Source organism: Spirillospora sp. NPDC052242 (assembly GCF_040679555.1).
In the GTDB taxonomy this organism is placed as follows: Bacteria; Actinomycetota; Actinomycetes; order Streptosporangiales; family Streptosporangiaceae; genus Spirillospora.
Map to the genome: position 1 here is coordinate 1 of NZ_JBFAUZ010000084.1, position 25,228 is coordinate 25,228.

24 protein-coding genes are annotated in these 25,228 nt (G+C 77.0%); 13 read left to right on the forward strand and 11 right to left on the reverse strand.

Annotated features, from left to right (window positions below):
- Window positions 1-37 precede the first annotated feature (37 nt).
- Complete coding sequence (locus tag AB0L25_RS39645) at window positions 38-1,126, reverse strand: 3-oxoacyl-ACP synthase III family protein (protein ID WP_500178648.1); 1,089 nt, start codon at window positions 1,124-1,126, stop codon at window positions 38-40.
- Window positions 1,127-1,416: 290 nt separating this feature from the next.
- Here AB0L25_RS39645 and AB0L25_RS39650 point away from each other — a divergent pair, with 290 nt between their 5' ends.
- The 3 genes from AB0L25_RS39650 (at window position 1,417) to AB0L25_RS39660 (ending at window position 5,133) form a co-directional block, all read left to right on the forward strand.
- On the forward strand, window positions 1,417-2,445 hold the full coding sequence (locus AB0L25_RS39650) for an ACP S-malonyltransferase (RefSeq protein WP_500178650.1): 1,029 nt from the start codon (window positions 1,417-1,419) through the stop codon (window positions 2,443-2,445).
- Window positions 2,446-2,459: 14 nt separating this feature from the next.
- A complete protein-coding gene (locus AB0L25_RS39655; RefSeq protein WP_500178652.1) occupies window positions 2,460-4,358 on the forward strand; it encodes an acyl-CoA dehydrogenase in 1,899 nt (632 codons plus the stop codon).
- Between the two features lie 199 nt (window positions 4,359-4,557).
- Window positions 4,558-5,133, forward strand: coding sequence for a TerD family protein (locus tag AB0L25_RS39660; RefSeq protein WP_500178654.1), 576 nt, complete (start codon window positions 4,558-4,560; stop codon window positions 5,131-5,133).
- 96 nt (window positions 5,134-5,229) lie between these two features.
- On the opposite strand, the gene AB0L25_RS39665 is transcribed toward AB0L25_RS39660, so the two are convergent.
- Entirely contained in the window at window positions 5,230-6,264 is a 1,035-nt protein-coding gene (locus AB0L25_RS39665) for a saccharopine dehydrogenase NADP-binding domain-containing protein (RefSeq protein WP_500178656.1), read from the reverse strand.
- Between the two features lie 101 nt (window positions 6,265-6,365).
- Here AB0L25_RS39665 and AB0L25_RS39670 point away from each other — a divergent pair, with 101 nt between their 5' ends.
- On the forward strand, window positions 6,366-7,388 hold the full coding sequence (locus AB0L25_RS39670; protein ID WP_500178658.1) for a helix-turn-helix domain-containing protein: 1,023 nt from the start codon (window positions 6,366-6,368) through the stop codon (window positions 7,386-7,388).
- Here AB0L25_RS39670 and AB0L25_RS39675 read toward each other — a convergent pair.
- Complete coding sequence (locus tag AB0L25_RS39675; protein ID WP_500178660.1) at window positions 7,345-9,057, reverse strand: class I adenylate-forming enzyme family protein; 1,713 nt, start codon at window positions 9,055-9,057, stop codon at window positions 7,345-7,347. The two genes, AB0L25_RS39670 and AB0L25_RS39675, sit on opposite strands and share 44 nt — an antisense overlap.
- Before the next feature lie 233 nt (window positions 9,058-9,290).
- Between AB0L25_RS39675 and AB0L25_RS39680 the strand changes: the two genes are divergently transcribed.
- The 4 genes from AB0L25_RS39680 to AB0L25_RS39695 all read left to right on the forward strand — a co-directional run bounded on the left by AB0L25_RS39680 (window position 9,291) and on the right by AB0L25_RS39695 (window position 12,366).
- On the forward strand, window positions 9,291-10,070 hold the full coding sequence (locus AB0L25_RS39680; RefSeq protein ID WP_500178662.1) for an HAD-IIA family hydrolase: 780 nt from the start codon (window positions 9,291-9,293) through the stop codon (window positions 10,068-10,070).
- A 174-nt stretch (window positions 10,071-10,244) separates the two neighbouring features.
- Window positions 10,245-11,102 carry a DUF3152 domain-containing protein gene (locus AB0L25_RS39685; protein ID WP_500178664.1) on the forward strand — a complete coding sequence of 286 codons (858 nt, stop codon included), beginning with the start codon at window positions 10,245-10,247 and terminating at the stop codon, window positions 11,100-11,102.
- Between the two features lie 45 nt (window positions 11,103-11,147).
- Entirely contained in the window at window positions 11,148-11,774 is a 627-nt protein-coding gene (locus AB0L25_RS39690) for an IMPACT family protein (RefSeq protein ID WP_500178666.1), read from the forward strand.
- Between the two features lie 22 nt (window positions 11,775-11,796).
- A complete protein-coding gene (locus AB0L25_RS39695; RefSeq protein WP_500178667.1) occupies window positions 11,797-12,366 on the forward strand; it encodes a TetR/AcrR family transcriptional regulator in 570 nt (189 codons plus the stop codon).
- Between the two features lie 34 nt (window positions 12,367-12,400).
- Here the strand turns inward: AB0L25_RS39695 and AB0L25_RS39700 are convergent, their stop codons facing one another.
- Together AB0L25_RS39700 and AB0L25_RS39705 are read right to left on the reverse strand one after the other, a co-directional pair.
- A complete protein-coding gene (locus AB0L25_RS39700) occupies window positions 12,401-13,363 on the reverse strand; it encodes a GlxA family transcriptional regulator (protein WP_500178669.1) in 963 nt (320 codons plus the stop codon).
- Between the two features lie 12 nt (window positions 13,364-13,375).
- The gene (locus AB0L25_RS39705) at window positions 13,376-13,969 is read right to left on the reverse strand and encodes a cysteine hydrolase family protein (protein ID WP_500178670.1); all 594 of its coding nucleotides are present in this window, start codon (window positions 13,967-13,969) and stop codon (window positions 13,376-13,378) included.
- Between the two features lie 235 nt (window positions 13,970-14,204).
- Here AB0L25_RS39705 and AB0L25_RS39710 point away from each other — a divergent pair, with 235 nt between their 5' ends.
- The 3 genes from AB0L25_RS39710 to AB0L25_RS39720 all read left to right on the forward strand — a co-directional run bounded on the left by AB0L25_RS39710 (window position 14,205) and on the right by AB0L25_RS39720 (window position 16,474).
- Window positions 14,205-15,323: an iron-containing redox enzyme family protein gene (locus AB0L25_RS39710; protein ID WP_500178672.1), complete on the forward strand. Its 1,119-nt coding sequence runs from the start codon at window positions 14,205-14,207 to the stop codon at window positions 15,321-15,323.
- A gap of 46 nt (window positions 15,324-15,369) precedes the next feature.
- On the forward strand, window positions 15,370-16,161 hold the full coding sequence (locus AB0L25_RS39715) for a HemK2/MTQ2 family protein methyltransferase (RefSeq protein WP_500178689.1): 792 nt from the start codon (window positions 15,370-15,372) through the stop codon (window positions 16,159-16,161).
- A 64-nt stretch (window positions 16,162-16,225) separates the two neighbouring features.
- Window positions 16,226-16,474 (forward strand): CDGSH iron-sulfur domain-containing protein, encoded by a 249-nt coding sequence (locus AB0L25_RS39720; protein WP_500178674.1) that lies wholly within the window; start codon window positions 16,226-16,228, stop codon window positions 16,472-16,474.
- A 306-nt stretch (window positions 16,475-16,780) separates the two neighbouring features.
- Here AB0L25_RS39720 and AB0L25_RS39725 read toward each other — a convergent pair whose 3' ends face one another.
- From AB0L25_RS39725 to AB0L25_RS39750, 6 genes are all read right to left on the reverse strand, one after another.
- A complete protein-coding gene (locus AB0L25_RS39725; protein ID WP_500178676.1) occupies window positions 16,781-17,032 on the reverse strand; it encodes a hypothetical protein in 252 nt (83 codons plus the stop codon).
- A gap of 130 nt (window positions 17,033-17,162) precedes the next feature.
- A complete protein-coding gene (locus AB0L25_RS39730; protein ID WP_500178678.1) occupies window positions 17,163-18,221 on the reverse strand; it encodes an NAD-dependent epimerase/dehydratase family protein in 1,059 nt (352 codons plus the stop codon).
- Window positions 18,222-18,345: 124 nt separating this feature from the next.
- Window positions 18,346-19,170, reverse strand: coding sequence for a methylated-DNA--[protein]-cysteine S-methyltransferase (locus AB0L25_RS39735; protein ID WP_500178679.1), 825 nt, complete (start codon window positions 19,168-19,170; stop codon window positions 18,346-18,348).
- The gene (locus AB0L25_RS39740) at window positions 19,167-19,835 is read right to left on the reverse strand and encodes an RNA polymerase sigma factor (RefSeq protein ID WP_500178681.1); all 669 of its coding nucleotides are present in this window, start codon (window positions 19,833-19,835) and stop codon (window positions 19,167-19,169) included. Before AB0L25_RS39740 ends, AB0L25_RS39735 begins: the two co-directional genes overlap by 4 nt.
- Before the next feature lie 58 nt (window positions 19,836-19,893).
- Window positions 19,894-20,559 (reverse strand): response regulator transcription factor, encoded by a 666-nt coding sequence (locus tag AB0L25_RS39745; RefSeq protein ID WP_500178683.1) that lies wholly within the window; start codon window positions 20,557-20,559, stop codon window positions 19,894-19,896.
- An 85-nt stretch (window positions 20,560-20,644) separates the two neighbouring features.
- Entirely contained in the window at window positions 20,645-22,132 is a 1,488-nt protein-coding gene (locus AB0L25_RS39750; RefSeq protein ID WP_500178684.1) for a sensor histidine kinase, read from the reverse strand.
- Window positions 22,133-22,417: 285 nt separating this feature from the next.
- Here AB0L25_RS39750 and AB0L25_RS39755 point away from each other — a divergent pair, with 285 nt between their 5' ends.
- Together AB0L25_RS39755 and AB0L25_RS39760 are read left to right on the forward strand one after the other, a co-directional pair.
- Complete coding sequence (locus tag AB0L25_RS39755; RefSeq protein ID WP_500178686.1) at window positions 22,418-24,331, forward strand: sensor histidine kinase; 1,914 nt, start codon at window positions 22,418-22,420, stop codon at window positions 24,329-24,331.
- The gene (locus tag AB0L25_RS39760; RefSeq protein ID WP_500178688.1) at window positions 24,328-25,041 is read left to right on the forward strand and encodes a response regulator; all 714 of its coding nucleotides are present in this window, start codon (window positions 24,328-24,330) and stop codon (window positions 25,039-25,041) included. Before AB0L25_RS39755 ends, AB0L25_RS39760 begins: the two co-directional genes overlap by 4 nt.
- Window positions 25,042-25,228 lie beyond the last annotated feature (187 nt).

A 25,228-nucleotide genomic window follows, 5' to 3' on the forward strand; every position in this document is an offset into this window, starting at 1 on the left:
CACCGCGTCCCGGCCGCCCGCCGTATACGCGTCCCGGTCAGGACGGCGGCCACCTGACGATCGTGTGGCCCCAGGTCAGGCCCGCGCCGAACCCCGCCAGCAGCACCAGGTCGCCGGGCGCGGCCGGACGGGCCCGCAGCGCGGTGTCGAGCGCGTAGGGGAGGCTCGCGGCGCCGATGTTGCCGACGTCGTGCCCGGCGATCGCGAGCTGCCCGGCCTCCAGCCCGGCGTCGGGCGCCAGCGACGCCACCAGCGCCGGGTTCGGCTGGTGCGGCACCACCAGCGCCAGGTCCGCGGGCTTGATCCCGGCGCCGTCCACCGCCTCGGTCACCAGCCGTGGGAACGTCGCGGCGATGAAGTCGCGGACCGCGCGGCCGTCCATGTGGATGGTGTGGCCGCGCTCCGCCAGCGTCTCCGCCGACGCGGGGCGGCGGCCCCCGCCCGCGGGGATCAGCACGTCCCCGGCGCGGGTGCCGTCCGAGCCGAGCGTGATCGGCCCGATCCCGTAGGGGGAGGGGACGGGCCCGACGACCGCCGCGGCGGCGCCGTCGCCGAACAGCGCGGCCGTCCCCCGGTCGCCGGGGTCGAGGAACTTGGAGTACACCTCCACGCCGATGACCAGCGCGCACGGCGGCGCGCCCCGCTGGGTCGCCAGCCACCCCACGGCGGTCTGGAGCCCGTAGACGAACCCGGTGCAGGCGGCGGCGACGTCGAACGCGGCGGCGTGCCGGGCGCCCAGCAGCGCCTGCACCCGGCACGCCGTGGACGGGCCCAGCTCGTCGGGCGTCGAGGTGCCCAGCACGATCAGGCCGACGTCGTCGGGGCGGATCCCGGCGTCGGCCATGGCGCGGCGGGCGGCCTGCGCGGCCAGGTCGGAGGACGCCTCGGTGTCGGCGGCGACCCGGCGCTCGCGGATGCCGGTGCGGCGCTCGATCCAGCCGGGGTCCAGGCCCAGCGAGCGCGACACCTCCTCGCTGCGGACCCGCCGCCGCGGCAGGTGGGAGCCGGTGCCGCGGATCGCCCAGCCGGGGGCGCCGGGCGCGGCGCCGTCCGAGGCGGGCCCGGCAGGTCCGGGACGCGGGGATTCCTGCGGCCCGCTCGTCGGTCGCTGGTTCGGCCAGGTCATGCGTCGCTCCCTCGCGCCCGGCTCGCCGCCGGTGATCGTGGTCGGCTGCATTCTCGGCTGACGTTCTCGATCGGCCCTTTTCGGTCAGGCCCTTCCGGACGGCCGTCCCGCCGACGCCCCGAGCGCGCGGAAACCCGCCGAACACCGGATCCGGGCGCGCCACCGACGGTTGCCAGACCGATCCCATGAGTGAATAATCCCATTTCGGGATTTCCGTTCTATATCGAGACGTTCAGCGGCCTTTATCCAAAAAGAAATGAGAGTCTTCCTTCCAGGTAAGGAGACACCGCGTGGCCTCGCCCTCCTTCCGCCCGGCCGACGAGCTCAAGCCCGATGACGTGTGCGCGTTCCTGTTCGCCGGAACCGGATCGGCCGCCGTCCCCGACCTCCCCGCACTGGCCCGCTCCGGCCCCGCCGCCGCCCGCGCCGTCGCCGACGTCCTGGACGCCGTCCAGGAGGGCCTGCCCCGCACCGGCTGGCCGTCGCTGCGGACGATCCTGCTGGACGACCCCGCCGCCTACCGCGACGCCGCCCGCGCCCCCGGCGTCGCCCAGCTGTGCGGGTACGCCGCGTCCGTCGCCGTCGACCGCGCGCTGCGCACCGCCGGGGTGACGCCCCGCATCGCCGTCGGGCAGAGCTTCGGCGAGATCGCCGCGACCGTGTCCGCGGGCGTGTTCACGATCGCCGACGGCGCCCGCATGGCCGTCGCGCTCGTGGACGTCCTCGCCCGCCGCGGCGCCGGCGGCGGCATGGCCCTGCTGGAGACCGGCGAGGACGGCGCCCGCGACCGCATCGCCGCCGCCGGGACCCCCGACGTCGTCGTGGCCTGCCTCAACGCCCCCGGCGTCACGGTCGTGTCCGGCCCCGACGCGGACCTGGGCAAGGTCCTGGACGCCGCCCGCGACGGCGGCGTCCGCGCCGTGCGGCTCGCCGTGCCCTACCTGTCGCACCATCCCGCCATGGCCGGCGCCGACGACGAGTGGTACGAGACCATCCGCGCGTTCCCGCAGCGGCCCCTGGAGATCGCCGTGCACTCCCCGGTGCGCGGCCGCGCCTACCGCGACGACGACGACCTGCACCGCGCCCTGGCCGACTGCATCGTCAAGCCCGTCCGGCTGCCCGACACCCTGCGGCAGGTCGACGCCGCGGGCGCCACCGTGTTCACCGAGGCCGGCCCCGGCGACGCCCTGTGCCAGTGCGCCCGCCTCACCCTGCCCGGCGCCCGCCTCCTGATCCCGCTGCGCGACCGGCCCCGCCGCTCCGCCGGCGGCGCGACCGGCAAGGCGTCCGCCAGCGCGATCACCGACCCCTCCGCCTGACGGGAGCATCCGCGATGACCCACACCACGCACGACGGCGGACCCGAGACCGGACCCGAGACCGGGCCGGGCGGCGCGGAACCGGCGCCGATGAGCGCGCACGGCGTCCCCGACCCCGCCCTGCTGGCGTTCGCGCGCGGCGCCGCCCGCGACGACAAGGTCCGCGCCCGGATCGCCGAGGCCGTCCCCGCCGACTGCTTCGCCTATCCCGACGGGCTCACCGCCCGCGAGCACCAGGCCCTCACCTACCGGCGGCTGCGCCGCGCCGGGCTCGCCGCCCCGCCCGCCGCCGAACTGCTGGACGACCCGCCGCTGCTGTGCGCGCTGCTGGAACGTGCCGCGATCGCCGACCCCGCCCTGTTCCACGTCACGATGCTGCACTACACCCTCGCGTTCGGGCCCGTCCTGCGGTTCGGCGCCGGACAGGACGGGCCCGGCGGCGCGGCGGGCGCGGCGCTGGAGTCGATGGACTCCTTCGGCACCCTGCTGATGACCGAGGTCGGCCGCAGCAACAGCCACCTGTCGCCCCGGACGATCGCGCGCCACGACCCCCGCACCGGCGGGTTCGTCCTCACCACCCCCGACGCGGCGGCCGCCAAGTTCCCCACCAACACCGCCCACCCGGAACTGCCCAAGACCGCCGCCGTCTACGCCACCCTCGAGCACGGCGGCGAGGAACGCGGCGTGTTCGTGTTCATGGTGCCGCTGCGCGGGCCCGGCGGGCGCATCGCCGACGGCGCCCGCATCGTCCCCGCGCCCGAGACGACCGGCCTGCAGATCGACTACGGCGCCGTCCGCCTCGACGGGCTGCACGTCCCCTACGAGGCGTGGCTGCGCGACGGCGCGGGCATCGGCCCCGACGGCGCCTTCCACGACCCCGCCGGCACCCCCGCCGCCCGCCTCACCCGCTCCATGGCGATCGCGCCCGCGGTGTGGCGGGCCGTCATCTCCGCGTCGGCCGCGATCACCCGCGCGTCCGCCGGGATGCTGCTCGCGCACTCCGCCGGCCGCGCCACCCTCGGCCGGCTCGCGCCCCGCCGCGCCCTCACCGACTACCGCAACCAGCGCGAGGCGGTGCTGTCGGCGCTGGCGTCCGGGTACGCGCTCACCGCCGTCGCCGCGCACGTCCAGGCCCGCCGCACCTCCGCCGACGCGCCCGGCGCGACCGCGGCGAGCCCCGGCGACGCCGGGCCCGACACCGCGTGGGCGCCCTGGTCGGCCGTCGACCGCGACCTGGCGCTGCTGAAGGCCGCCGCGACCGTCCAGGCGCAGGAGACCGTCTCGGCCTGCCGCGTGCACAGCGGCGCCCCCGGCTTCGCCGCCGTCGAACGCCTCAACGCCTACCGGGGCCTGACCCACGCCTACATGAACGCCGGCGGCGACAACGAGCTGATCCTCTACGACACCGCCCGCGCGATGGCCGACTTGGACCGCTACACGCCCCCGCCCGCCGAACCCGGCCCGCCCGACGACGGCGACCTGGCGTCCCCGGCGGTGTGGCGGTTCCTGGCGTGCGAGGCCGAGCGGCGGATGCGCGACCGGCTCGCCGCCCGCGTCGCCGCGGCCCGCGCCGCGGGCGCCGACGCGTTCACGGCGTGGAACGACAACCTCGTCCTGGCCGCCCGCACCGCCACCGCCTGCGCCGACCGCATCACCCTGGAGATCCTCGCCCGCGCCCTGGACACCGGCCCCGCCGCGCTGCGGCCCGTGCTGACCCTGCACGCCCTCAACTGGATCGACCGCCGCGCGGGCGACCTGCTCAACGAGGGCGTCCTGCCGCCGGGCGCGCTGGACGAGGCGTGGGCGGCGCGGCGCCGCGTCTGCGACGACCTCGCCCCCCGCGCCGGGGACCTGGCGGCCGCGTTCGACCTGCCCGCCGAGATCACCGCGCCGACGACCTTCCTCACCGGCTGACGCCGTCCCGCCGCCCGGGGACCGCGGGGCGGCGGGACGGTGAACGACAGGTCGCCGAAAGGGGAGAAAAGCGCGCGCCACGCCGTGACTTGCCCGAGGATGCGGGGGAACCCGCGCGAGGTGACTACCGTTCTCGTAGGAGACTCGTAGAGACCCGCGCGGGTGACCGGCACCCGCATTCGATACGGAGGTAGCAACAGTGGGAGTCAGTCTGAGCAAGGGCGGCAACGTCTCGCTGACGAAGGAGGCTCCCGGACTGACCGCCGTGGTGGTGGGTCTGGGCTGGGACGTGCGCACCACGACCGGGACCGACTTCGACCTGGACGCCAGCGCCCTGCTGCTCGACGCGGAGAACAAGGTCCTGTCGGACCAGCACTTCGTGTTCTTCAACAACCTCAAGAGCCCCGACGGCTCGGTCGAGCACACCGGCGACAACCTCACCGGTGAGGGCGAGGGCGACGACGAGCAGATCCAGGTCGGGCTGTCCGTCGTCCCGGCCGAGGTCAGCAAGATCGTGTTCCCGGTGTCGATCTACGACGCCGACAGCCGCCAGCAGAACTTCGGCCAGGTCCGCAACGCGTTCATCCGCGTGGTGAACAAGGCCGACAACAGCGAGATCGCCCGCTACGACCTGTCGGAGGACGCCTCGACCGAGACCGCCATGGTGTTCGGCGAGCTGTACCGCAACGGCGACGAGTGGAAGTTCCGCGCCGTCGGCCAGGGCTACGCCTCGGGCCTGTCGGGCATCGCGTCCGACTTCGGCGTCAACGTCTGACGCGCACGGCCGCACGAGGCGGGCCCGGGACCGGATCCCGGGCCCGCCTTCGCCGTGCCGGGCGCGGCGGCCCGGGCGGGCGTCACGGGCGGGGGGTCACGGGCGGAGGTCGACCGAGACGTGCGGAGACAGCGCGCCCAGGAAGTCGGGCGCGTCGAAGATCTCCCCGGCGGACGCGACGCCGGCGGCGCGGACCCGCCCGGTGAGGACGCGGTCGACCGCCTCCACGACGAGCGGCGCGGTCACGGCGTAGATGTCGCGGCCCCGCGCCACGGCGCGCCGCTCGGCGCCGCCGGAGCGCACGACGACGTCGACGAGGAACGTCTGCGCGGAGCGCCCGGTCTCGTCGGCCGCGGCCGGCGCGGGCGTGTCCGGCGACGCCACGTCCCCGGCCGCCTCGACCGTCATGTAGGTGCGCACCTCGGGGATCGGCAGATGGCGGGGGACGGTGACGACGTCGGCCATCGAGAACTCCCCGACGACCGGCCGGGGCCCCAGCGGCGCGGGGAACGGCCACTCCAGGACCGGCGGGTCGTCGCGGCGGTACTCCAGCCGCCCGTTCGCGTGGCGGACGCGGACGCCGCCGCCGCGCCGCTCCCGCGACACCCGGCCCGAGGCGCGCGTCCCCTCCGTGGGGTGCCAGCCGCTCAGCCCGTAGGCGATGTGCGCCTCGTCGGCGGACGTCCAGTCGCCCATCGCCGCGGTGACCAGCAGGTCGCCGAGGCCGCCGAAGAACGCCATCGCCGGGACGACCACCGCCCCCGCGGCGCGGGCGCGGTCGCCGAAGTGCGCGAACGTGTCGGCGTTCGCCTCGATCTCGGCGGCCACGTCCAGGTACGGGACGCCCGCCCGCAGGGCCGCCTCGATCACGGGTGCGGCCGTCGCGGCGAAGGGCCCGGCGGCGTTGACCACCGCCGCCGCGCCCGCCAGCGCGCGGTCGAGCGAGGCCGGGTCGTCGACCGTCGCGGGCCGCGCCTCCACCCCGGGGCGGGACGCCGCGAGCGCCCGCAGCCGCCCGGCGTCGCGGCCGGACGCCACCGGGACGAACCCGCGCTCCAGCAGCTCGTCCACCACGAACCGCCCGGTGTGCCCGTACGCGCCGAACACCGCCACCGTCTGTCCCGATCCCACGGTCACTCCCCTGTGCTTGAACGATCAACCGTGTACATCCTGGCGGGGACGGGCGCCCGCCCGCGAGCGTCCGGAACGCCATGATCCGTACACTTTCGGACATGGATACCGTCGCGCTGGCCGTCACCGACGGGATGCTGCACTTCGAGCTGTCCCTGGCCTACGAGGTCTTCGCCGCCGCGCCGGCCGGCGTGCCCGGCCCCTGGTACGACCTCGCCGTGTACGGGCCGGCCCCCGTGCGGGTCGGCCGGTTCGCCCTGGAACCCGACGCCGGGCTCGACCGGCTCGCGCGCGCCGGGACCGTGATCGTCCCGGGCTGGGCCGACACCGACGCCGACCCGCCCGCCGAACTGGTCGGCGCGGTGCGCGCCGCCCACGCCGCCGGGGCGCGCGTGGCGTCCCTGTGCACCGGCGCGTTCGTGCTCGCCGCGGCGGGCCTGCTGGACGGCCGGCGCGCCACCACGCACTGGGCGCACACCGCGGCGCTGGCCGACCGCCACCCCCGCGTCCGGGTCGACCCGGACGTCCTCTACGTGGACGAGGGCAGCGTCCTCACCTCCGCGGGCAAGGCCGCCGCCATGGACCTGTGCCTGCACCTCGTCCGCCGCGACCGCGGCTCCGCGGTCGCCAACGCGGTCGCGCGCCGCCTGGTCGTGCCGCCGCACCGCGACGGCGGCCAGGCCCAGTTCGTCACCGCCCCCGTGCCCGCCCCGGACGGCCACCCCCTCGCCGAGCTGTTCGCGTGGGCGATCGAACGGCTCGACCGGCCGCTGACCGTGACCGACCTGGCCCGGCGCGCCCGGATGAGCCCGCGGAACCTGGGCCGCCACTTCCGGGCCGCGACCGGCACCACGCCGCTGCAATGGCTGCTGACCCAGCGGATCCGCCTCGCCCAGGAGCTGCTGGAGACCACCGACGACGGCGTCGACGCCGTCGCGGCGGCCACCGGCATGGGCTCCGCCGCGACGCTGCGCCGCCACTTCCACCGCACCGTCGGCGTCCCGCCCGACGCCTACCGCCGCACCTTCCGCCGCCCGCACGGTGCCGGGCCGGCGCCCACCGCGCCCGCCGGGCCCGCGGCTACCGGGGCGCGGCCAGCAACTCCTCCCGCAGCCGCGTCTTGAGGATCTTCCCGCCGGGGTTGCGGGGCAGCCCCTCCTCGCGGAACCACCAGTGGGCCGGGACCTTGAACGCCGCGATCCGCCCGGCCAGGAACTCCCGCGCCTCCCCGGCGGTGAGCGACGCGCCCGGCCGCGGGACGATCACGGCGCCGACCTCCTCGCCCAGCACGTCGTGCGGGACGCCGATCACCGCGCAGTCCGCCACCGCCGGATGCTCGTACAGGGCCGCCTCCACCTCGGCGCAGTACACGTTCTCCCCGCCGCGGATCAGCATGTCCTTGGCGCGGTCGACGATGTAGACGAACCCGTCGGCGTCCACCCGGGCCAGGTCGCCGCTGTGGAACCAGCCGTCCACGAACGCGCGGGCGGTCTCCTCGGGCCGGTTCCAGTAGCCCTTGATGACGTTGGGTCCCTTGATCAGCAGCTCGCCGACCTCGCCCGCCGGCAGCTCGGCGCCGTCCGGCCCGACGACCTTCACGTCGCAGACCGCCACCGGCGGGCCGACGCTGTCGGGACGCTCCAGGTAGTTCACGCCGCCGTTGTAGGTGGTGACCGACGACGTCTCGGTCAGCCCGTACCCGTTGCCGGGCACCCGGTCGGGCAGCCGCTCGCGGATCGTGTCGACCAGCGCGGGCGCGGCCGGCGCGCCGCCGTAGCTGACGCCGGTGAGGCTGGAGGTGTCGTAGTCGCCGAAGTCGGGCGCGGTCAGCACCTGCCAGGCCATGGTGGGCACGCCGCCGAACCCGGTGACCCGCTCCCGCTCGATGAGCCGCAGCGCCGTGGTGACGTCCCACTTGTACATCAGCACGACGGTGCCGCCCTGCAGGGCGCTGGACACCAGCACCGAGTGGCAGCCGGTGGCGTGGAACAGCGGGACGCTCAGCAGCGTCACCCGGCGCTGCGGCGCCGTCAGCTCGGCCAGCGGGCGGCCCGCGCGGACCCCGGCCGAGGCCAGCCCGTAGGCGAGGCCGACCGGGTTGCCGGTGATGTTGCGGTGCGTGCCCAGCGCGCCCTTGGGGCGGCCGGTGGTGCCGGACGTGTAGAAGATCGTCGCGTCGTCCTCGGGCTGGAGCGCGACGTCCGGCGGGACAGCCGCCGCCGCGCCCCCGGCGGCGCGCAGGGCCGCGTCGACGACGGCGTCGAAGTCCGCGGCGCCCGGCGGCGGGCCCGTCTCGCCGGGACGGGCGACGAGGACGGCGACGTCCAGGCCCGGCAGCACGCCGGCGAGGCGCTCGGCGCGCTGCGCGTCGGCGACCAGCACCCGCGCGCCGCTGTCGCGCAGCCCGAACTCCAGCTCCCCGGCGCTCCACCAGGCGTTCAGCGGGACCGCGACGGCGCCCGCGGCGGCCGCGCCGAAGAACGCCACCGACCACTGCGGGTAGTTGCGCATCGCGATCGCGACCCGGTCGCCCTTGCGCACCCCGTACCGCTCGATGAGGACGCGGGCGAACGCCGCCGCGCGCGCGTAGTGATCGGTGAACGTCAGCCGGTCGTCCTCGTAGACGATGAAGTCGGCGTCGCCGTGCGCGCGGGACGTCTCCAGCACGTCCCGCAGGGTGGGCGGGGCGTGCTTCCACACGCGGGTCCGCACCCCGCGGATGTCGATCTCGTCCATCTCGAACGGCTGCCCGGGGGCCGTCATGGCCGCCCGGACCTCGGCGATGCTCTGCACGTTCGCGCCTCCAGCGGGTCGCGGCGCCCCCCGCCCGGCACCGTACGCCGAACGTGGTTCGGTGCGCCGTCCCGGAAATGTATGACCCGCGTCACGTCCCGGTCAACGCCCCGCCGCGCACCCTTCGCGCACCCGGCACCTCCCCGGCCCGCCCGGGCCGCGCGCCCGCGCGGCGGTCCGGAGGCCGCGTCCGTTCGTCCGGAGCGGTGATCTCCACCTGCGACAATGGGGACATGACCGAGCGCGGGCCGATCGAGTACTGGCTGTCGGACATGGACGGTGTCCTGGTGCACGAGGGACGGCCCGTCCCCGGCGCCGAGGAGTTCGTGGACCGTCTCGCCGCCTCCGGCAAACCCTTCCTGATCCTCACCAACAACTCCATCTACACCCGGCGCGACCTGTCGGCGCGGCTCGCGGCGCTGGGGCTGCGGGTGCCCGCCGAGTCGATCTGGACGTCGGCGCTGGCGACCGCGCGGTTCCTGGCCGACCAGCGCCCCCAGGGGTCGGCGTACGTGATCGGGGAGGCGGGGCTGACGACGGCGCTGCACGAAAACGACTTCGTGCTGACCGACATCGACCCCGACTACGTGGTGCTGGGGGAGACCCGCACCTACAGCTTCTCCCAGATCACCAAGGCCGTCCGGCTCATCGAGGGCGGCGCCCGGTTCGTGGCGACCAACCCCGACCCGATCGGCCCGTCGCCCGAGGGCGCGCTGCCCGCCACCGGCGCGGTCGCCGCGATGATCACCCGGGCGACGAACGTGGAGCCGTACTTCGTCGGCAAGCCGAACCCGCTGATGATGCGGACGGCGCTGAACGTCGTCGGCGGGCACAGCGAGTCCACCGCGATGATCGGCGACCGGATGGACACCGACATCGTCGCGGGCGTCGAGGCGGGCCTGGAGACGATCCTGGTGCTGACCGGGGTGACCCGCGAGGACGAGATCGGCCGGTTCCCGTTCCGCCCGTCCCGCGTGGCGGCGTCCATCGCCGACCTGATCGAGCTGATCTAGCCCGCCGCCGGCGCGGCGCCCCGGCGGCGCCCGCGCCGGCCGCCCCCGTTACGATCGGTGACGATCATCTTCTCGCACCGGCGGGCCACGGGGGACGTCCGCGGGCGCGGCGCCCGGCCGTGCGGCGACGTCCCGGCCGAGTGTCCCCGGTGCCCGACCGCCGAGCGGAGCACCGTGCACGATCTTCAGGACCCGGCCGCCGCGCCACGCCCGTCCCACCGCCGGCGGCGTCCGCGCCGCCGCGCGCGGTGGGCGGCCGGGACCGCCGCGGCGCTGACCGTGGCCGCCGCCGGGGTGACGGTGGCGGTCGTGTCGTCGTCCGGGGACGGGCGCCCCGCCGGAGGGGCCGCGCAGGCGAGCCCGACGGCGACGGCGCCGAGCCGCCCCGCCCGCACCCCCGCGACCCGCCCGCCGAACTCTGCGGAGTCCGGGCCGCTCGTCAACGGGCGGCGGCAGCCCGTGCCGGTGGAGATCCCGCGGTCGGCGAGCGGCGACTACGCCGTCGTCCCCGGCACGGCCGCGCCGCCGGACGGGACGTCCGGGCCCATCGTGGACTACCTGGTGGAGGTGGAGCGCGGGCTGCCGTTCACCGGCCCCCGGTTCGCCGACCAGGTGCACCGCATCCTCAACGACCCGCGCGGCTGGGGCCACGGCGGCGCGATGCGGTTCCGGCGGGTGAGCGAGGGCCCCGTGCGGTTCCGGGTGTCGCTGTCGACCCCGGCGCTGACCGACCGGGTGTGCGCGCCGCTGATCACCGGCGGGGAGCTGTCGTGCCGCGAGGGCGAACGGTCGGTGATCAACGCGCTGCGGTGGGCGTCCGGCGACGACTCCTACGGCCGCGACGTCCTGTCCTACCGGGAGTACCTCATCAACCACGAGGTCGGGCACGCTCTCGGGCACGGGCACCGGTCGTGCCCCGGCCCGGGCGAGCGGGCACCGGTGATGGTGCAGCAGACCAAGTCTCTGTACGGGTGCCGCCCCAACCCCTGGCCCCACCCCGGCGCGGGCGGCGGCCCGGCCGGGCGCCGGTAGGGTGCGGGCGATGATCCCCTGTCCCCGGCGCCTCCGGCGGTCCCCGTGCGCATGATCGGCGGCGGCGTGACCCGCGAGCTGGAGGTCCGCCGGTCCCGGTTCGTCTGCACGCTGGCGCGGGTCGCCGACGAGGACGCGGCGGTCGCGTTCATCGCCGGGCACCGCCGCGCGCACCGCGACGCCACGCACAACTGCACCGCGTACGTGGTGGGCGAGCACGGGGAGATCACCAAGAGCAGCGACGACGGCGAACCGGCGGGCACGGCCGGGATCCCGATGCTGGAGGTGCTGGTGCGGCGCGGCCTGACCGGGACCGCGGCGGTCGTCACCCGCTACTTCGGCGGGGTGAAGCTGGGCGCGGGCGGGCTGGTGCGCGCCTACGGGCAGGCGGTGTCGGCGGCGGTCGACGCGGCCGGGGTGGTGGAGCTGCGGCCGGTGGTGACGGTGACCGTCGCGGTCGGCCACGAGCTGGCCGGACGGTTCCTCGGCGACCTGCACGCGCGGTGGGGGCAGCCGTCCGGCGTCCGCTACGGTGCGGGCGTGGAGGCGGACGTGACGGTTCCGGCGGAACGCGTCGCGGAGTTCACGGCGTGGGCGGCGGAGGCGACCGCGGGACGCGCGGTGGTGCGGCCCGGCGCCGCCGGGCACGTGGAGGTGCCGATCACGCCGTGACGACGCCGGTACCCTTGGGGCGATGACCAGGAGCACGGTGCGGCCCGACCCTGTCCGGACGGGGATCCTCGACGCGGCGGCGACGGTGCTGGCCGAGGACGGCGAGCAGGCGAGCATGGCCGACATCGCGCGGGCCGCGGGCGTCGCCCGCGCGACGCTGGACCGCTACTTCCCCGACCGCGACGCGCTGCTGCGCTCCCTCTACGAGGCCGCGTTCGCCGACCTGGGCGAGCGGCTCGCCGCCGCCCGCCTCGACGCCGTCTCCACCGAGGAGGCGATCGCCCAGACGACCCGCGCGACGATCGCCGTGATCAGCAAGTACCGGGCGCTCGGCCTGCTCGACAAGGGCCCCGCGGAGGTCCGCCGCGTCGACGCCCGGCTCGTCGGGCCGCTGCGCACGGTGTTCGAGCGCGGCGCCGCCGGCGGGTCGCTGCGCCGCGACATCCCCGTCCACACCCTCGCCGAGCTGTACTTCAGCCTGCTGGAGGGCATGGTGTCGCGGGTGGCGCGGCGGCGGATGGGCGTGGAGGAGGCCTGCGCGGCCGTCACCGCGCTGTTCCTGACCGGGGCGCTGGCCCGCCCCGACCGCTGACCCCCGCCCCGCAGGGCCCGCCGGGGGCGGGCGGTCAGGCGCGGGCGCGCAGGCGGCGCAGCATGCGGGCGTCGGCGAAGCCGACCGCGCGGGCCGCGGACTCGACGGTCGCGCCCTGCCCGATGAGGTGCTCGGCCCGTTCCAGGCGCAGCTCCTGCTGGTAGCGCAGCGGGGTGAGGCCGGTCGCGGCGGCGAACCGGCGGGTGAGGGTGCGCTCGCTGACCCCGGCCGCGGCGGCCAGCGCCGCCAGCGGCAGCGGCCGCGCGTACCCGGCGTCGATCGCGTCCTGCACGTGGTGGACGGTGTCGCTGAGGTGCGCGCGGTGCCGCAGCATGACGCCGTCCTGCGGCTCCTCGCCGTTGCGGCGCGCGTACACGACCATCGTGCGGGCGGCGCGCGCGGCGACGCCGGGCCCGTGCCGCGCGGCGACCAGGTGCAGCGCCAGGTCGATCCCGCTGGCGATCCCCGCGGAGGTGACGACCCGGTCGTCGGTCACGTACAGGACGTCGCGGACGACGGCGGCGCGCGGGTGGCGGCGGGCCAGTGCGTCCTGCAGTTCGTGGTGGGTGGTGCAGCGGCGGCCGTCCAGCAGCCCGGCCTGGCCGAGCGCGAACGCGCCCGCGCAGACGCTGGCGACCAGGCCGCCGGCGGCGTGGTGGGCGGCGATGCGGCGGGCCGTGTCGGCGCCGACCGGGGCGGTGTGCGGCGCGCCGGCGCGCCACCGCCAGCCGGGGACCAGCAGGACGTCGCCGGGGTGCAGGTCGGGCCAGCGGGTGCCGGCGTCCAGGCGCAGCCCCTGGGCGCTGGGGACGCCCTCCCGCTCGGCCACGTACAGCAGCCGGTACCCGCCGGCGCCCGCGGCGGCGGGGCCGTGGTCGGCGGGTTCGGCGTCGGCGGGGTCGCCGAGGACGTCGGAGGCGGCGAAGAACACCTGCGCGGGCCCGGCGAGGTCGAGCAGGTGCACGCCGGGCACGAGCAGGAAGACGATTCGGGTCACGATCCGGTCAGCCTACCGGGCGGGCGCGGGGGCGAGGTCGTCCAGGGAGGCGATCGCGGCGAACCGGCCGGCGAGGGCGTACTCGGTGCGGGCGATGATCTGGTCGGTCGGCAGGGTCGCGGGGTCGGCGAGGATCCGGTCGAGGTCGCGGCCGGGCGGCGCGTCGCGGTGCTCGATGGGGAACGTGGCGGTGGCGTCGGTGACGAACACGACGCCGTAGCCGAGGTCGGCGGCCAGCCGCGCGGTGGTCTCGCAGCACTGCTCGGTCTGGATCCCGCAGATCACCACCTCGCGGACGCCGCGGGCGGTGAGCAGCCGCTGCAGCCCGGTGGTGGTGAACGCGTTGCGGGAGGTCTTGGTCACGACGGGCTCGCCGGGCGCGGGCTCGAGCCCGTCCATGAGCCGCACGTGCCCGAGGGCGGGATCGAAGGGGGTGCCGCTTCCGGGCGCGGCGTGCAGCACCCACACGACGGTGTCCCCGGCGGCGCGGGCGGCGTCGACGAGCCGGGCGGCGCGGGCGGCGATGTCGGGCGCCGACACGGCCCGCCAGTTGGGCCGCCGCCGGAAGGACTCCTGGACGTCGATGACGAGTAGCGCTCGGTTCATGCCCCCGATCCTGCCGGGGCGGGGCGCCCGTCCGGCAGGCCCGATCCCGGCGCGGACCGGAACGATCCGGTCAGGGCCCTGCGCCGACGCCCGTGCCGCGGTCCGGGGCCGGGCCCCGCGGCGCCGGGCGTCCCGCCGGCCCCGGCCGGTGTGACCGGTCGCATGGCCGGGGCGGCGTATGGGCCCCCGGTGAGCGGGTACCGGGGGGCGACGGGATCCGACCACGGGAGGGGACATGACAGTCGAGGAGAGCGCGCCGCCGCTGCGGCGGGGCGGGAGGGACGCGGCGCCCGTCCTGCCGGAGCCGCGCGGCCCCCTGTCGCGCGCCGTGATCGAGACTCTGGCGGGGCGTTCGCCGGGCGGCCCGGCGCGTCCGGGCGCGGCGCCCCTGCCGCGGGACGCGGGGTCCGCCGACCCCTACGGCGACGACCTGCAGCTGGCCCTGCACGTCTGCTACGAGCTGCACTACCGCGGTTTCGCCGGCGTCGCCCCGGACTGGGAGTGGGATCCCGAGCTGCTGCGGCTGCGCGGCGCGCTCGAAACGGTCTTCCTGGACGCCCTGCGCGCCGACACCGCGACGCCCGACACCGCGACGCCCCGCTCCGGGCGGGCGGAGCTGGAGCACGTGCTGGACGAGCTGCTGGTGGAGCCCGCCGACGGCGGCGGGGGCGTCGCCGGGCACCTGCGGGACGCCGGGGAGTGGTGGCAGCTGCTGGAGCACGCGGCGCACCGCTCGGTGTACCACCTGAAGGAGGCCGACCCGCACGCCTGGGTGATCCCGCGGCTGCGGGGCCGCGCCAAGACTGCGCTGGTCGCGGTCGAGCACGACGAGTTCGGCGGCGGCCGTCCCGACCGCATCCACGCCGGCCTGTACGCCGACCTGCTCGAGGATCTGGGCCTGGACTCGGCCTACGGCGCCTACGTGGACGCGGCGCCGGCGGCGATGCTGGCGACGGTGAACATGATGTCGTGCTTCGGGCTGCGCCGGTCGCTGCGGGGCGCGCTGGTGGGGCACTTCGCCGCCGCGGAGATCACCACGGCGCCCGCCGCGCGGCGGATGGCGCGGGCGCTGGAGCGGCTGGCCGCGGGGCCGCGGGCCCTGCTGTTCTACACCGAGCACATCGAGGCCGACGCCGTCCACGAGCAGGTGCTGCGGCACGACGTGATCGGGGGGCTGCTGGCGGACGAGCCGGAGCTGGCGGCGGACGTGACGTTCGGGGTGCGGGCGACGGGCCTGCTGGAGGACCGGCTCGGGGCCCACCTGCTGGGCGCCTGGGGATCGGACCCGCCGCGGTCGTCGCTGCGCCGTCCCCTGCCGGGGGCGGCGCCCGATGACCGGATCGCACGCGACTGACGGGGGGTTTGTCATGGTTTTCTCGCGGTACAGGGGCGATGTGCCGATGCTGAGGCCGCCGGGCGTGTACCGGCCGCAGGCCGACACCGCCCTGCTGGCGGGCGTGCTGCGCCGCGCGGGGGTCGCGGCGGGCGCCCGGGTGCTGGACGTGGGGACCGGGACGGGCGCGGTGGCGGTGGCGGCCGCGCGCTGCGGGGCCCGCGAGGTCGTCGCGGTGGACGTGGCGGCGGGCGCGGTGCTGGCGGCGCGGATCAACGCGCGGCTGCGGAACCTGCCGGTGCGGGTGCTGCGCGGCGACCTGTTCGAGCCGGTGGCGGGGGAGCGGTTCGACGTGATCGTCGCCAACCCCCCGTACGTGATCGGCGACGCGCTTCCCGAGGACGTGCACGGCCGGGCGCGCGCGTGGGAGGCGGGCCCGTGCGGGCGGGCGCTGCTGGACCGGATCTGCGCGCAGGCCCCGGCCCATCTGGCGCCGGGCGGGACGCTGCTGGTGGTGCAGTCGGCGCTGAGCGGGGTGGCGGCGACGCTGGTGGCGCTGCGGGACGCGGGGACGCGGCCGGTGGTGGCGGCGCGGCGGGACGAGCCGTTCGGGCCGGTGATGCGGCGCCGGGCCGCGAGCCTGGAGGCGCGGGGCGCGGTGCGGTGCGGGCAGCGCCACGAGGAGCTGGTGGTGGTGCGGGCCGACCTGACCGGGACGCGCGGCCACGGAGACCACGGGCACGGAGACCACGGGCACGGAGACCACGGGCACGGAGACCACGGGCACGACGGGCGGGGCGGGCCCGCCGGGGGCGGTGAGCGAGGTGGACGGCGTGACGGCGCCCGGCGGGCCGCCTGACGAGCGGCCTGACGGGCGGGCCGACGAGCGGCCTGACGGGCGGGCTGGAGCGGACCGGCGCCGGGTGCGGCTGGTCCCGGGCGGCCCGGTGCTGGTGGAGGGCCCGGTCGAGGTGGAAATGGAGGACGGCCGGGTGGTGGTCTCGGACCGTTTCACGGTGGCGCTGTGCGCGTGCCGCCGCAGCCGCGCCTACCCGTTCTGCGACACCAGCCACCGCCGCCGGGCCCGCCCCGCGCGTCCGTCCCGCGGGGCGGACGGCTCGGCCGAGGCGGGCTCGGAGGAGAGCGGCGGGGAGGAAAGCGGAGGGAACTGACCGATCGGGACGATCGGCCGGGGAGGCACGGTCCGGTGGTGGCTGCGGAACGGGTCCACGAACGGCCGGTGGTCGTTCCGCGCGACCTCCCGCGTTCGACATCCGCGGACGCCGCCGCACCGCTCATCCGCTGCGGCGGCACCGCCGCGAGGATCTGCCCGCTCACGTCACCGGCCTACGGACCCGGGCCGCGCAGCAACCGGGCGCACGGAACGCACACGAACGGCCCGGACGCCACGGCACGGGGCCGTCCCGGCCGGGTTGTTGCCCGGGGCCGTGCAGGTGTAGGCCGGGCCGGGGGCGGTGTCAGCCGCCGAGGCTGTCCAGGGCGACGTCGAGGCGCTGGGCGAGCTGCTCGATCTGCTCCTCGTTCGCGCCGGTGTCGAGTTCGGCGATCACGGCGTCGCGGGTGGTGATGACCATGGCGTCGTCCGGTTCGCCGGTCCGGGTGGGCGACGACGGGACCACGGCGGCCCGGCCCCCGATGACGACGAGCGCGGCGTCGCGGTCGGTGGAGGCCAGCAGGTCGTGCAGGTGCGCGGAAGTGATCGTGGCCATGAGTGCCCTCCTCGGGTGGCCCGGCCCCGGGGCGCGTCCCGGGGCCGGGGCTGTCGGTGTGGTCGGTGAGACGCGGCCGCGGGCCCGGCCGCCGGGCCGTCCGTGCGTGCGGTCGGGGCCGTGCGCGCGGTCAGGGGCGGCGGCCGACGCCGGTGGCGAACTCGCGGGCGCGCATCGGGCCGCCGGTGCCCGGCGCGAGCGGCGGGGTGTCGCGGCCGGCGCCGGTGCGCAGGCCCTCCAGGAACTCCAGCAGCGCCTCGCGGGACGAGTGCCGCGGCGTCCAGCCCAGTTCCGTGCGGGCCCGCGCGGTGTCCATGACCGGCAGTTCCATCGCCAGGTCGAACAGCCCGGGCGAGGCGGGCACCAGGTGCATGCCCCACGCCGCGGCGAGCGCGGCCCGCACGCCCCGCTGCGGGACCCGCACGGTGCGGGCGCCCAGCATGTCGGCGAGTTCGGCGGCGTCGATGACCGGGTCGGCGGCGATGTTGAACGGGCCGCGCACGTCCCGGACGGCGGCGAGCCGGAACGCCTCGCCGGCGTCGGCGGAGTGCAGCACCTGGAACCGCAGGCCGGGCATGTCCGGGACGACCGGGATGCGGTCGGGGCGGGCGAGGCGGCCGGGCAGCAGCGGTCCGGCGAACAGCCGCCGCTGCTGCGCGGCGCTCTGCCGCTCGAACACGAACCCGGGGCGGATCCGCACGACGCGCCGGTCGGGGTGGGCGGCCTCGAACGCGTCCAGGAGCCGCTCGACGTAGGCCTTCTCGCGGCTGTAGGCGGCGCCGGGCCAGCCGTGCGTGGGCCACGACTCGTCCACGGCGCGGTCCTTGGGCCCCGGCGAGTAGGCGCCCACCGACGAGGAGTACACCAGCGCGGGGACGCCCGCCTCGGCGGCGGCGTCGAACACGCGGGCGCTGCCGACGGCGTTGGCGTCCCACGTCACCGCGGGGCGGTGGGTGGGCTGGAACAGCCAGGCCAGGTGGATCACCGCGTCGGCGCCGCGCATCGGCGCGACCAGGTCGCTGTCGGTGACGTCCGCCTCGACCCATTCGGTCTTGTCGGTGTCGCCGGCGCCGGTGCCGGGCAGCCGGCGGGCCAGCGCGGTGATCCGGGTGACGTCCGGGTCGGCGGCCAGCGCCCGGACGGTGCTGGTGCCGATGTTGCCGGTGGCGCCGATCACGACGACGCGCATGCTCGTTCCCCTCCTTGGGTCGTCCCCGCAGGTGGACGCCCCATTCCCGCCATGTGCGGAACTATGCGCGGCCCCGGCGGAGGCCCCGGCGGAGGGTCCGGGACGGGGCGTGCGCGGGGGCGGGTCAGGCGGGGCGGCAGCGGGCGCACGGCCGGTACCCGGCGGCGCGCGCGGCGGCCAGGTTCGCGAAGCCGCGGCGGTGTGCGGGGGTGATGCGGCGCGCGTCGCCGCAGGTCGGGTAGCACACGATGCCGGTGGTGTCGCTGCCGATCAGCCGGGTGCCGTGCCGTGCGAGGTCGGCGACGGCGTCCACGTCGACGTCCTCGCCGCGCAGCAGCCGCAGCTTGGCGTCGGCGCCGAACACGTACTGCCCGGCGGACCCGTCGGAGCGGGTGACGCGGTGGCAGGGGATCAGCAGCGGGACGGGGTTGCGGCCCAGCGCCGTCCCGGCGGCCCGCACCGCCCGCGGGTGGCCCGCCTCGCGCGCGACCCACGCGTAGGGGCGGGTCTGGCCGCGCGGGATGGCGGCGGCGGCGCGCAGCACCGCGGCCTCGAACTCGCTGAGGCCGCGCAGGTCGAGCGGGACCCCGGCGGCGCGGCCGGTGCGCAGCGCGGGCACCAGCCCGGCGGGGGGACGGTCGGCGGGCAGCAGCGGCCGCGCGAACCGTTCGCGGAACGCGGCGGTGAACGCGTCGGCGTCCAGTCCGGCGCGCAGGAACGCCACGCCCCGGTCGGTGAAGGCGACGTGCAGGTCGGGCAGGGGGCCGGGGACGCGGGCGCGGCGCGCGGCGATGCGGTCCAGCAGGCCGGGGGGCGCGTCGGCGGCCAGCCCGGCGAGGTCCGCGGAGAGGTCGCCGGCGAAGTCGGCCGCCGGGTCGGGGGCCGATGCGGGGACGGTCGGCCCGGCCGGGCGGTCCGGGGTGCCGTTCGCGGGATCGGTGCGGGTCATCGGTTGCCCCCTCGCTGTGCGGGACGCCGCGTCCCCTGGTCGTTCTCGCGGGCGGCGCGCAGCCGGGCCAGTCCGCGGGAGATGTGCGACTTGACGGTGCCCTGCGGCAGGCCGAGCACGTCGGCGATCTCGGCGACGGGCAGGTCGGCGACGTGCCGCAGGACCACGGCGGCGCGCTGCCGTTCGGGCAGGCCGGCCAGCAGCGCGGCCAGTTCCCGGCCGGTCTCGTGGCGCGCGGCGGCGTCCTCGACGCCTTCGGCCGGGTCGGGCGGGTCGCCGGCGTCCTCCAGCGGGCCCGGCCGCGGCCGCCGCGCCGCCGACCGCAGCCCGTTGCGCCACAGGTTCATCAGGATCGTCAGCAGCCAGGCGCGGGGCCGCAACTCGGCGATCCGGTCCGGCTCGTACCCGCACAGCGCCCGGTAGGCGCGCAGGAACGCCTCGGCGGCCAGGTCCTCCGCTTCGGCCCACCGGCCGCACAGCCGCAGCGCGGTGGAGAACACCACGCCCCGGTACGCCTCGTACAGCACCGCGAATCCCGTGTCCAGGTCGCCGGCGAGGGCCGCGGCGACCTCGGCGCCGCGTTCGTCCGGCGGGGCCGGGACGTCGCGGGCCGCCGATGCGTCGCCGATCGCCGGTGCCTCCGTGTTACCGTCACTTCTGTTCAACACCGCGCCGCCCGGACCGGTTGCACCCTGACCGACGTGTTTCAGCCGGGGGGCGGGGTCAGCCGAGCCAGCCGGGGCGGATCATGCCGGTCTCGTAGGCCAAGACGACCAGCTGCGCCCGGTCGCGGGCGCCGACCTTGGCCAGGATACGGCTGACGTGGGTCTTCGCGGTGGCGGGGGACAGCACCAGCCGCCCGGCGATCTCCTCGTTGGACAGTCCCGCCGCCACCAGGGCCAGCACCTCGCGTTCCCGGTCGGTGAGGGCGTCGAGCCGCGCGGCGGGCGGCGGCGCGCCGATGCGGGACGCGAACTCGGCGATGAGCCGCCGCGTCACGGTGGGCGCCAGCAGCGCGTCGCCGCGCGCGACGACCCGCACGCCGTGGATCAGCTCGGGCGGCTCGGTGTCCTTCACCAGGAAGCCGCTGGCGCCCGCCTTGATCGCCCCGTAGACGTAGTCGTCGAGGTCGAAGGTCGTCAGGATCACCACGCGGACGTCGTCGAGGCGGGGGTCGCCGGTGATGCGGCGGGTGGCCTCGAGCCCGTCGAGGACGGGCATGCGGATGTCCATCAGGACCACGTCGGGCCGCAGCTCGGCGGCCTGCCGCACGGCCCGTTCGCCGTCGCCGCACTCGGCGACGATCTCGATGTCGTCCTCGCCCTCCAGGATCGACCGGAATCCCGCCCGCACCAGCGTCTGGTCGTCGGCCAGCACTACCCGGATCACGCCATCTCCTCCTTCAGCGGCGCCCGTCGCGCCGCGCTCACCCGTTTCCGCGCCCGCCCGGCGCGTCGTGCGTCCCGCCGCCGGGTCAGGCCCGGCCGCGGGTCCCGGACGCGCCGTCCGGCGGCCGGCCCAGCGGGAGCCGCGCCCACACCCGGAAGCCGCCGCCGGGGGCGGGCCCGGCCGTCAGCTCGCCGCCGACGGCGACGGCGCGCTCCCGCATCCCGCGCAGCCCGTTCCCGCCGCCGTCCCCGCCCCCGCCCGCGTCCGCGGCGGCCGCGGGGGCGCCGTCGCCATCGTCGACGACCTGCACGATCACCGCGGCGGGGGTGCGGCGGATCTCGACGGTGACCTCCTCGGCTCCCGAGTGCCGGACGGCGTTGGTCAGCGCCTCCTGCACGATGCGGTACCCGGCCAGGCCGACCGGCGCGGGCAGCCCCGCCAGCCCTGCCCGGTCGGCCGCGGGTTCGTCGGGGGCGGCCGCGAGGTCGCCCGCGCGCCGCACGACGAGCCCCGCCGCGGCCGTCTGCTCCAGCAGTTCCCCGACGCGCGCCAGCGACGGCACGGGCGCGACCGGGCTGCCGCCCGGCGCGCGACCGTCCCCGATCCCGGCCGGGGCGTCGTCGTCCTGGTCGACCTGCCGCAGCACGCCCAGCACGCCGCGCAGTTCCCGCAGCGTCTCCTTGCTCGCGGCCTTGATCGCCTCGAGGGCCGCGTAGGCGCGCTCGGGGTCGTCGCGGCGGTGCAGCGCCGCGCCCGCCTGCACGTTGATCAGGGAGATCTGGTGGGCCAGCACGTCGTGCAGTTCCCGCGCGATCCGCAGCCGCTCCTGCGTCTCGCGGCGCCGCGCCTCCTGCTCGCGGTCGCGTTCGGCGGCGGCCGCGCGCCGTTCGGCGGCCTCGGCCTGCGCCCGGCGGCCGCGGATGTACTGCCCGGCGCCGACCGTGGCCAGCAGGCCCAGGGTGAACGCGGCCAGCCCCTGGGCGTCCAGCGGCGCGTCCGGGTCGGAGACCGTGTCGCCCCACAGCACCGACGCCACGATGAACCCGGCGTTCGCCGCGAAGACCGCGCTGAGCGACACGATCAGCCGGCATTCGACCGCCGCGCTGAACAGCGCGATGTACGAGACGAACATGATCGGCCCGTCGGGGTACCCGAGCGGGTAGTACACCTGCGGCACCGTGATCGCGACGGCCAGCACGATCGCGGGGTGGCGCCGCCGCGCGGCCAGCGCCAGGGTCACCGCGACGATCATCGCGGCGCCGGCCGGCCACAGGTCCCGGTCGCCGGGCCGGACGGCCGCGATGCTCAGCCCCAGCGTGACCAGCAGCGCGACGGCGGCGAGCACGGCGTCGCCGCGAGGGACCACCGGCCGTCCCGCGGCGCGGGCCCCGGTCGGCGAGCCGGTGGCGGGGCCGGTCCCCGGGTCGGCGCCGAGGGCCGCCGCGCGCCCCCGCAACCGCCGGACGAGCGGACGCCCGCGCCGGTCGGGGCGCCCCGCCTCGGGACGTCCCGCGGGATCGCCCGGGGAGGCGTCTGCGGAAGCGTCCGGGGGGAGGGCCGGTGGGGTGGTCACGGGCCAACCGTAATTGAGTCCGCCCCCACCACGTGACCGGCCGGGTGCCCGGCCATGTGACGGCTGGGAGGAGGGGGCCGTGACCTCGGTGCGTGACCGGCAAGGGGGAAAGGGTGCCGTGACTCGGTGCCGTGACCGGGCGCGGGAAGGACGCAGGCATCTTGCGGGCAGGATTCTGGCGGACGGGCCGGGTGGTCGGGGCCGGGGAGCGGGCGGGGGGAGAGGGCCGTGGACCTTGACTTTCGTCAGTATCAGCGCAGATCGTCCCGCTTGTAACGTGGGCGGGTGAACGACTACGCATCCCGTGTCCACGAGGGTTCCGGACGGGACGCGCCTCCAGATCCGGCGGCGCCCGCTCCGGTGCGCGTGCCGATCGCGGCCAGGGTCGCGGCGGGGATGGGCGCGGTGCGGGAGGCGGTGCGGCGGCCGACGCGCGCGATGAGGGTGCGCGACACGCTGCTGTGGGCCGTCCTGGTGCTGCCCCCGGCGATCAACTCGATCGCGCCGATCGAGCCGGACTCGGCGGGCTGGTGGCTGCAGATCGCCGGGATCGCGGTGATGGCGGTGGTGGTCGCGATGTCGCGGGCCCTGCCGATCGCGGCGCTGATCCTGGGCATCTCGACGACCGCGCTGCACGGCAACTTCGTGTTCGCCATGCCCGTCCTGGCCTATCTGACGGGCCTGCGGTCGCAGCGGTCGCGGCCGGTGCTGTGGGGGTTCGCGTTCGTGCTGGCGGGCGGGGTCGCGCTGAGCATCGTCCGCGACCTCGATGTGACGGTCTGGTTCCCCAGCACGGTGTGGCTGGTGCTGCTGGGCGTCCTGCCGTGGCTGATGGGCCGCTACTGGCGGCAGTACCAGGAGCTGGTGCGGGCGGGCTGGGAGCGTGCCGAGCGGCTGGAGCGCGAGCAGCGCATCATCGCCGAGCAGGAGCGGCTGCGCGAGCGGGCCCGCATCGCGCAGGACATGCACGACTCCCTCGGGCACGAGCTGGCGCTGATCGCGGTGCGGGCGGGCGCGCTGCAGGTCGCGCCGGGGCTGGAGGAGCGGCACCGGCAGGCGGCGGCGGAGCTGCGCGCGGGCGCGGCGGAGGCGACCGAGCATCTGCGGGAGATCATCGGGGTGCTGCGCGAGGACGCGGCCGCGCCCGCGGGCGCCGCGCCGGAGGCGCCGACGCGGCCGGGCCGCGAGAGCATCCCCGAGCTGGTCGAGCGGGCCCGCGCGTCGGGCGTCCCGGTCCGCCTGGACGTCGACCCGGCCGGCGACCCCGCGGACGAGCTGGACGGCGGCGGGGTGGCGGCGCTGCTCGCGGCGGAGCCGATGGTGCGGCTGGCCGCGCACCGGGTGGTGCAGGAGGCGATCACCAACGCCGCCAAGCACGCGCCGGGCGCCGCCGTCACCGTGCGCCTGTCCCACCGCGCCGCCGACGCCGCCGACGGGCTCCCGGACGGTCCCGCCGGGGAGGTGATCGAGGTGTCGGTCGTGAACGGGCCGACGCCCGAGGGGGCGCCGCTGCTGCCGTCCGGGGGCGGGCGGGGGCTGACCGGGCTTTCCGAACGGGTCCGGCTCGTCGGGGGCGTGCTGCAGGCCGGGCCGGTGCCCGGCGGCGGCTTCCGGGTCACCGCGCGGCTGCCCGCGGTCCCGCAGGGGCCCGGCGGACGCGCGCGGCATGCGGCGCCCGCCCCGTCCGCGGGTGCCGGGACGCCGGCCGGTTCGGCGCTGCGCGCCACGTTCGGGTTGCCTCCCGGTGAGCACGGTGGCCAGGGCGCGGGGCCGGTGAGCGAGTCCGCGCGGTACCTGGAGTGGGCGCGCCGCCGGGTGCGCCGCGGACTGATCACCGCGATCGTCGTCCCGGCGGCGCTGCTGGCGCTGCTGGGCGCCGTGATGGTCGGCCACCACGTGTACGTGACGCTGAACTCGGTGCTGGAACCCGCCGACTACCGGGCACTGCGGGTCGGCGGCGACCGGGAGGACGTGGAGCGGGCGCTGCCGTCCGTGCAGACGGCCGGGACCGGCGTCGTCCGGGAGACGGTGCCCGAGCCGCCGGGCGCCCGCTGCCGCTACTACAGCCCGGAGGCCAACCTGCTGGGCACCGAATGGGTCTACCGGCTGTGCTTCGCCGATGGACGCCTCATCACCAAGGACGCCTACAGCACCTCGGTGCTGTCGCGGCGGCTCGACGAACGAAGGGAAACCCCGTGATCCGCGTACTGCTCGCCGACGACGAGGCCATGATCCGGGCGGGGGTGCGGGCGATCCTGGCCGCCGACCCGGGGATCGAGGTCGTCGCCGAGGCCGCCGACGGGCGGGAGGCGGTGCAGGGCGTGCTGGCGCACCGGCCGGACGTCGCGCTGCTGGACATCCGCATGCCGCGGCTGGACGGGCTGGCCGCCGCGGAGGAGCTGCGCCGCGCGGCGCCCGGCACGGGGATCGTCATGCTGACCACGTTCGGGGAGGACGAGTACATCGTCCGGGCGCTGTCGGGCGGCGCGGGCGGGTTCCTGCTGAAGTCCGGCGACCCGCACGAGCTGATCGCGGGGGTGCGGGCGGTCGCGGGCGGGGCCGCGTACCTGTCGCCGAAGGTGGCGCACCGGGTCATCGGGGAGCTGCGCGGCGGCCGCATGTCGCAGGAGGCCCGGGCCCGGCGCCGCGTCGCCGACCTGACGCCGCGGGAGCGGCAGGTGCTCGCGCTGGTGGGCGGCGGGCTGTCCAACGCCGAGATCGCCCAGCGGCTCCACGTGGTGGAGGGCACGGTGAAGGCGTACGTGAGCGCCATCCTGACGCGGCTGGAGGTCAGGAACCGCGTGCAGGCGGCGATCGTGGCCTACGAGGCCGGTCTGGTCGAAGGGACCACCGCCGATGCCGCCGATGCCGGTGGGGCGGTGGGCCCGTCGGGGCGCGCCCGCCCCTGACGGCCCGGTCCTGACGTCCGTCCGTCCGGTGCCGGGACGCCCGAACCGCCGCACCGTGGTGGACGTGTGCGGCGGTTCGGGCGTCCCGGCCGGGGGATGCTCTTATGGATGTCAAGCGGCGAGTTCGAGATCGTGAGCGGTGATGATCTGGAAGAGCTCGCGTGCGACGTAGCGTTTGAGGCACCGG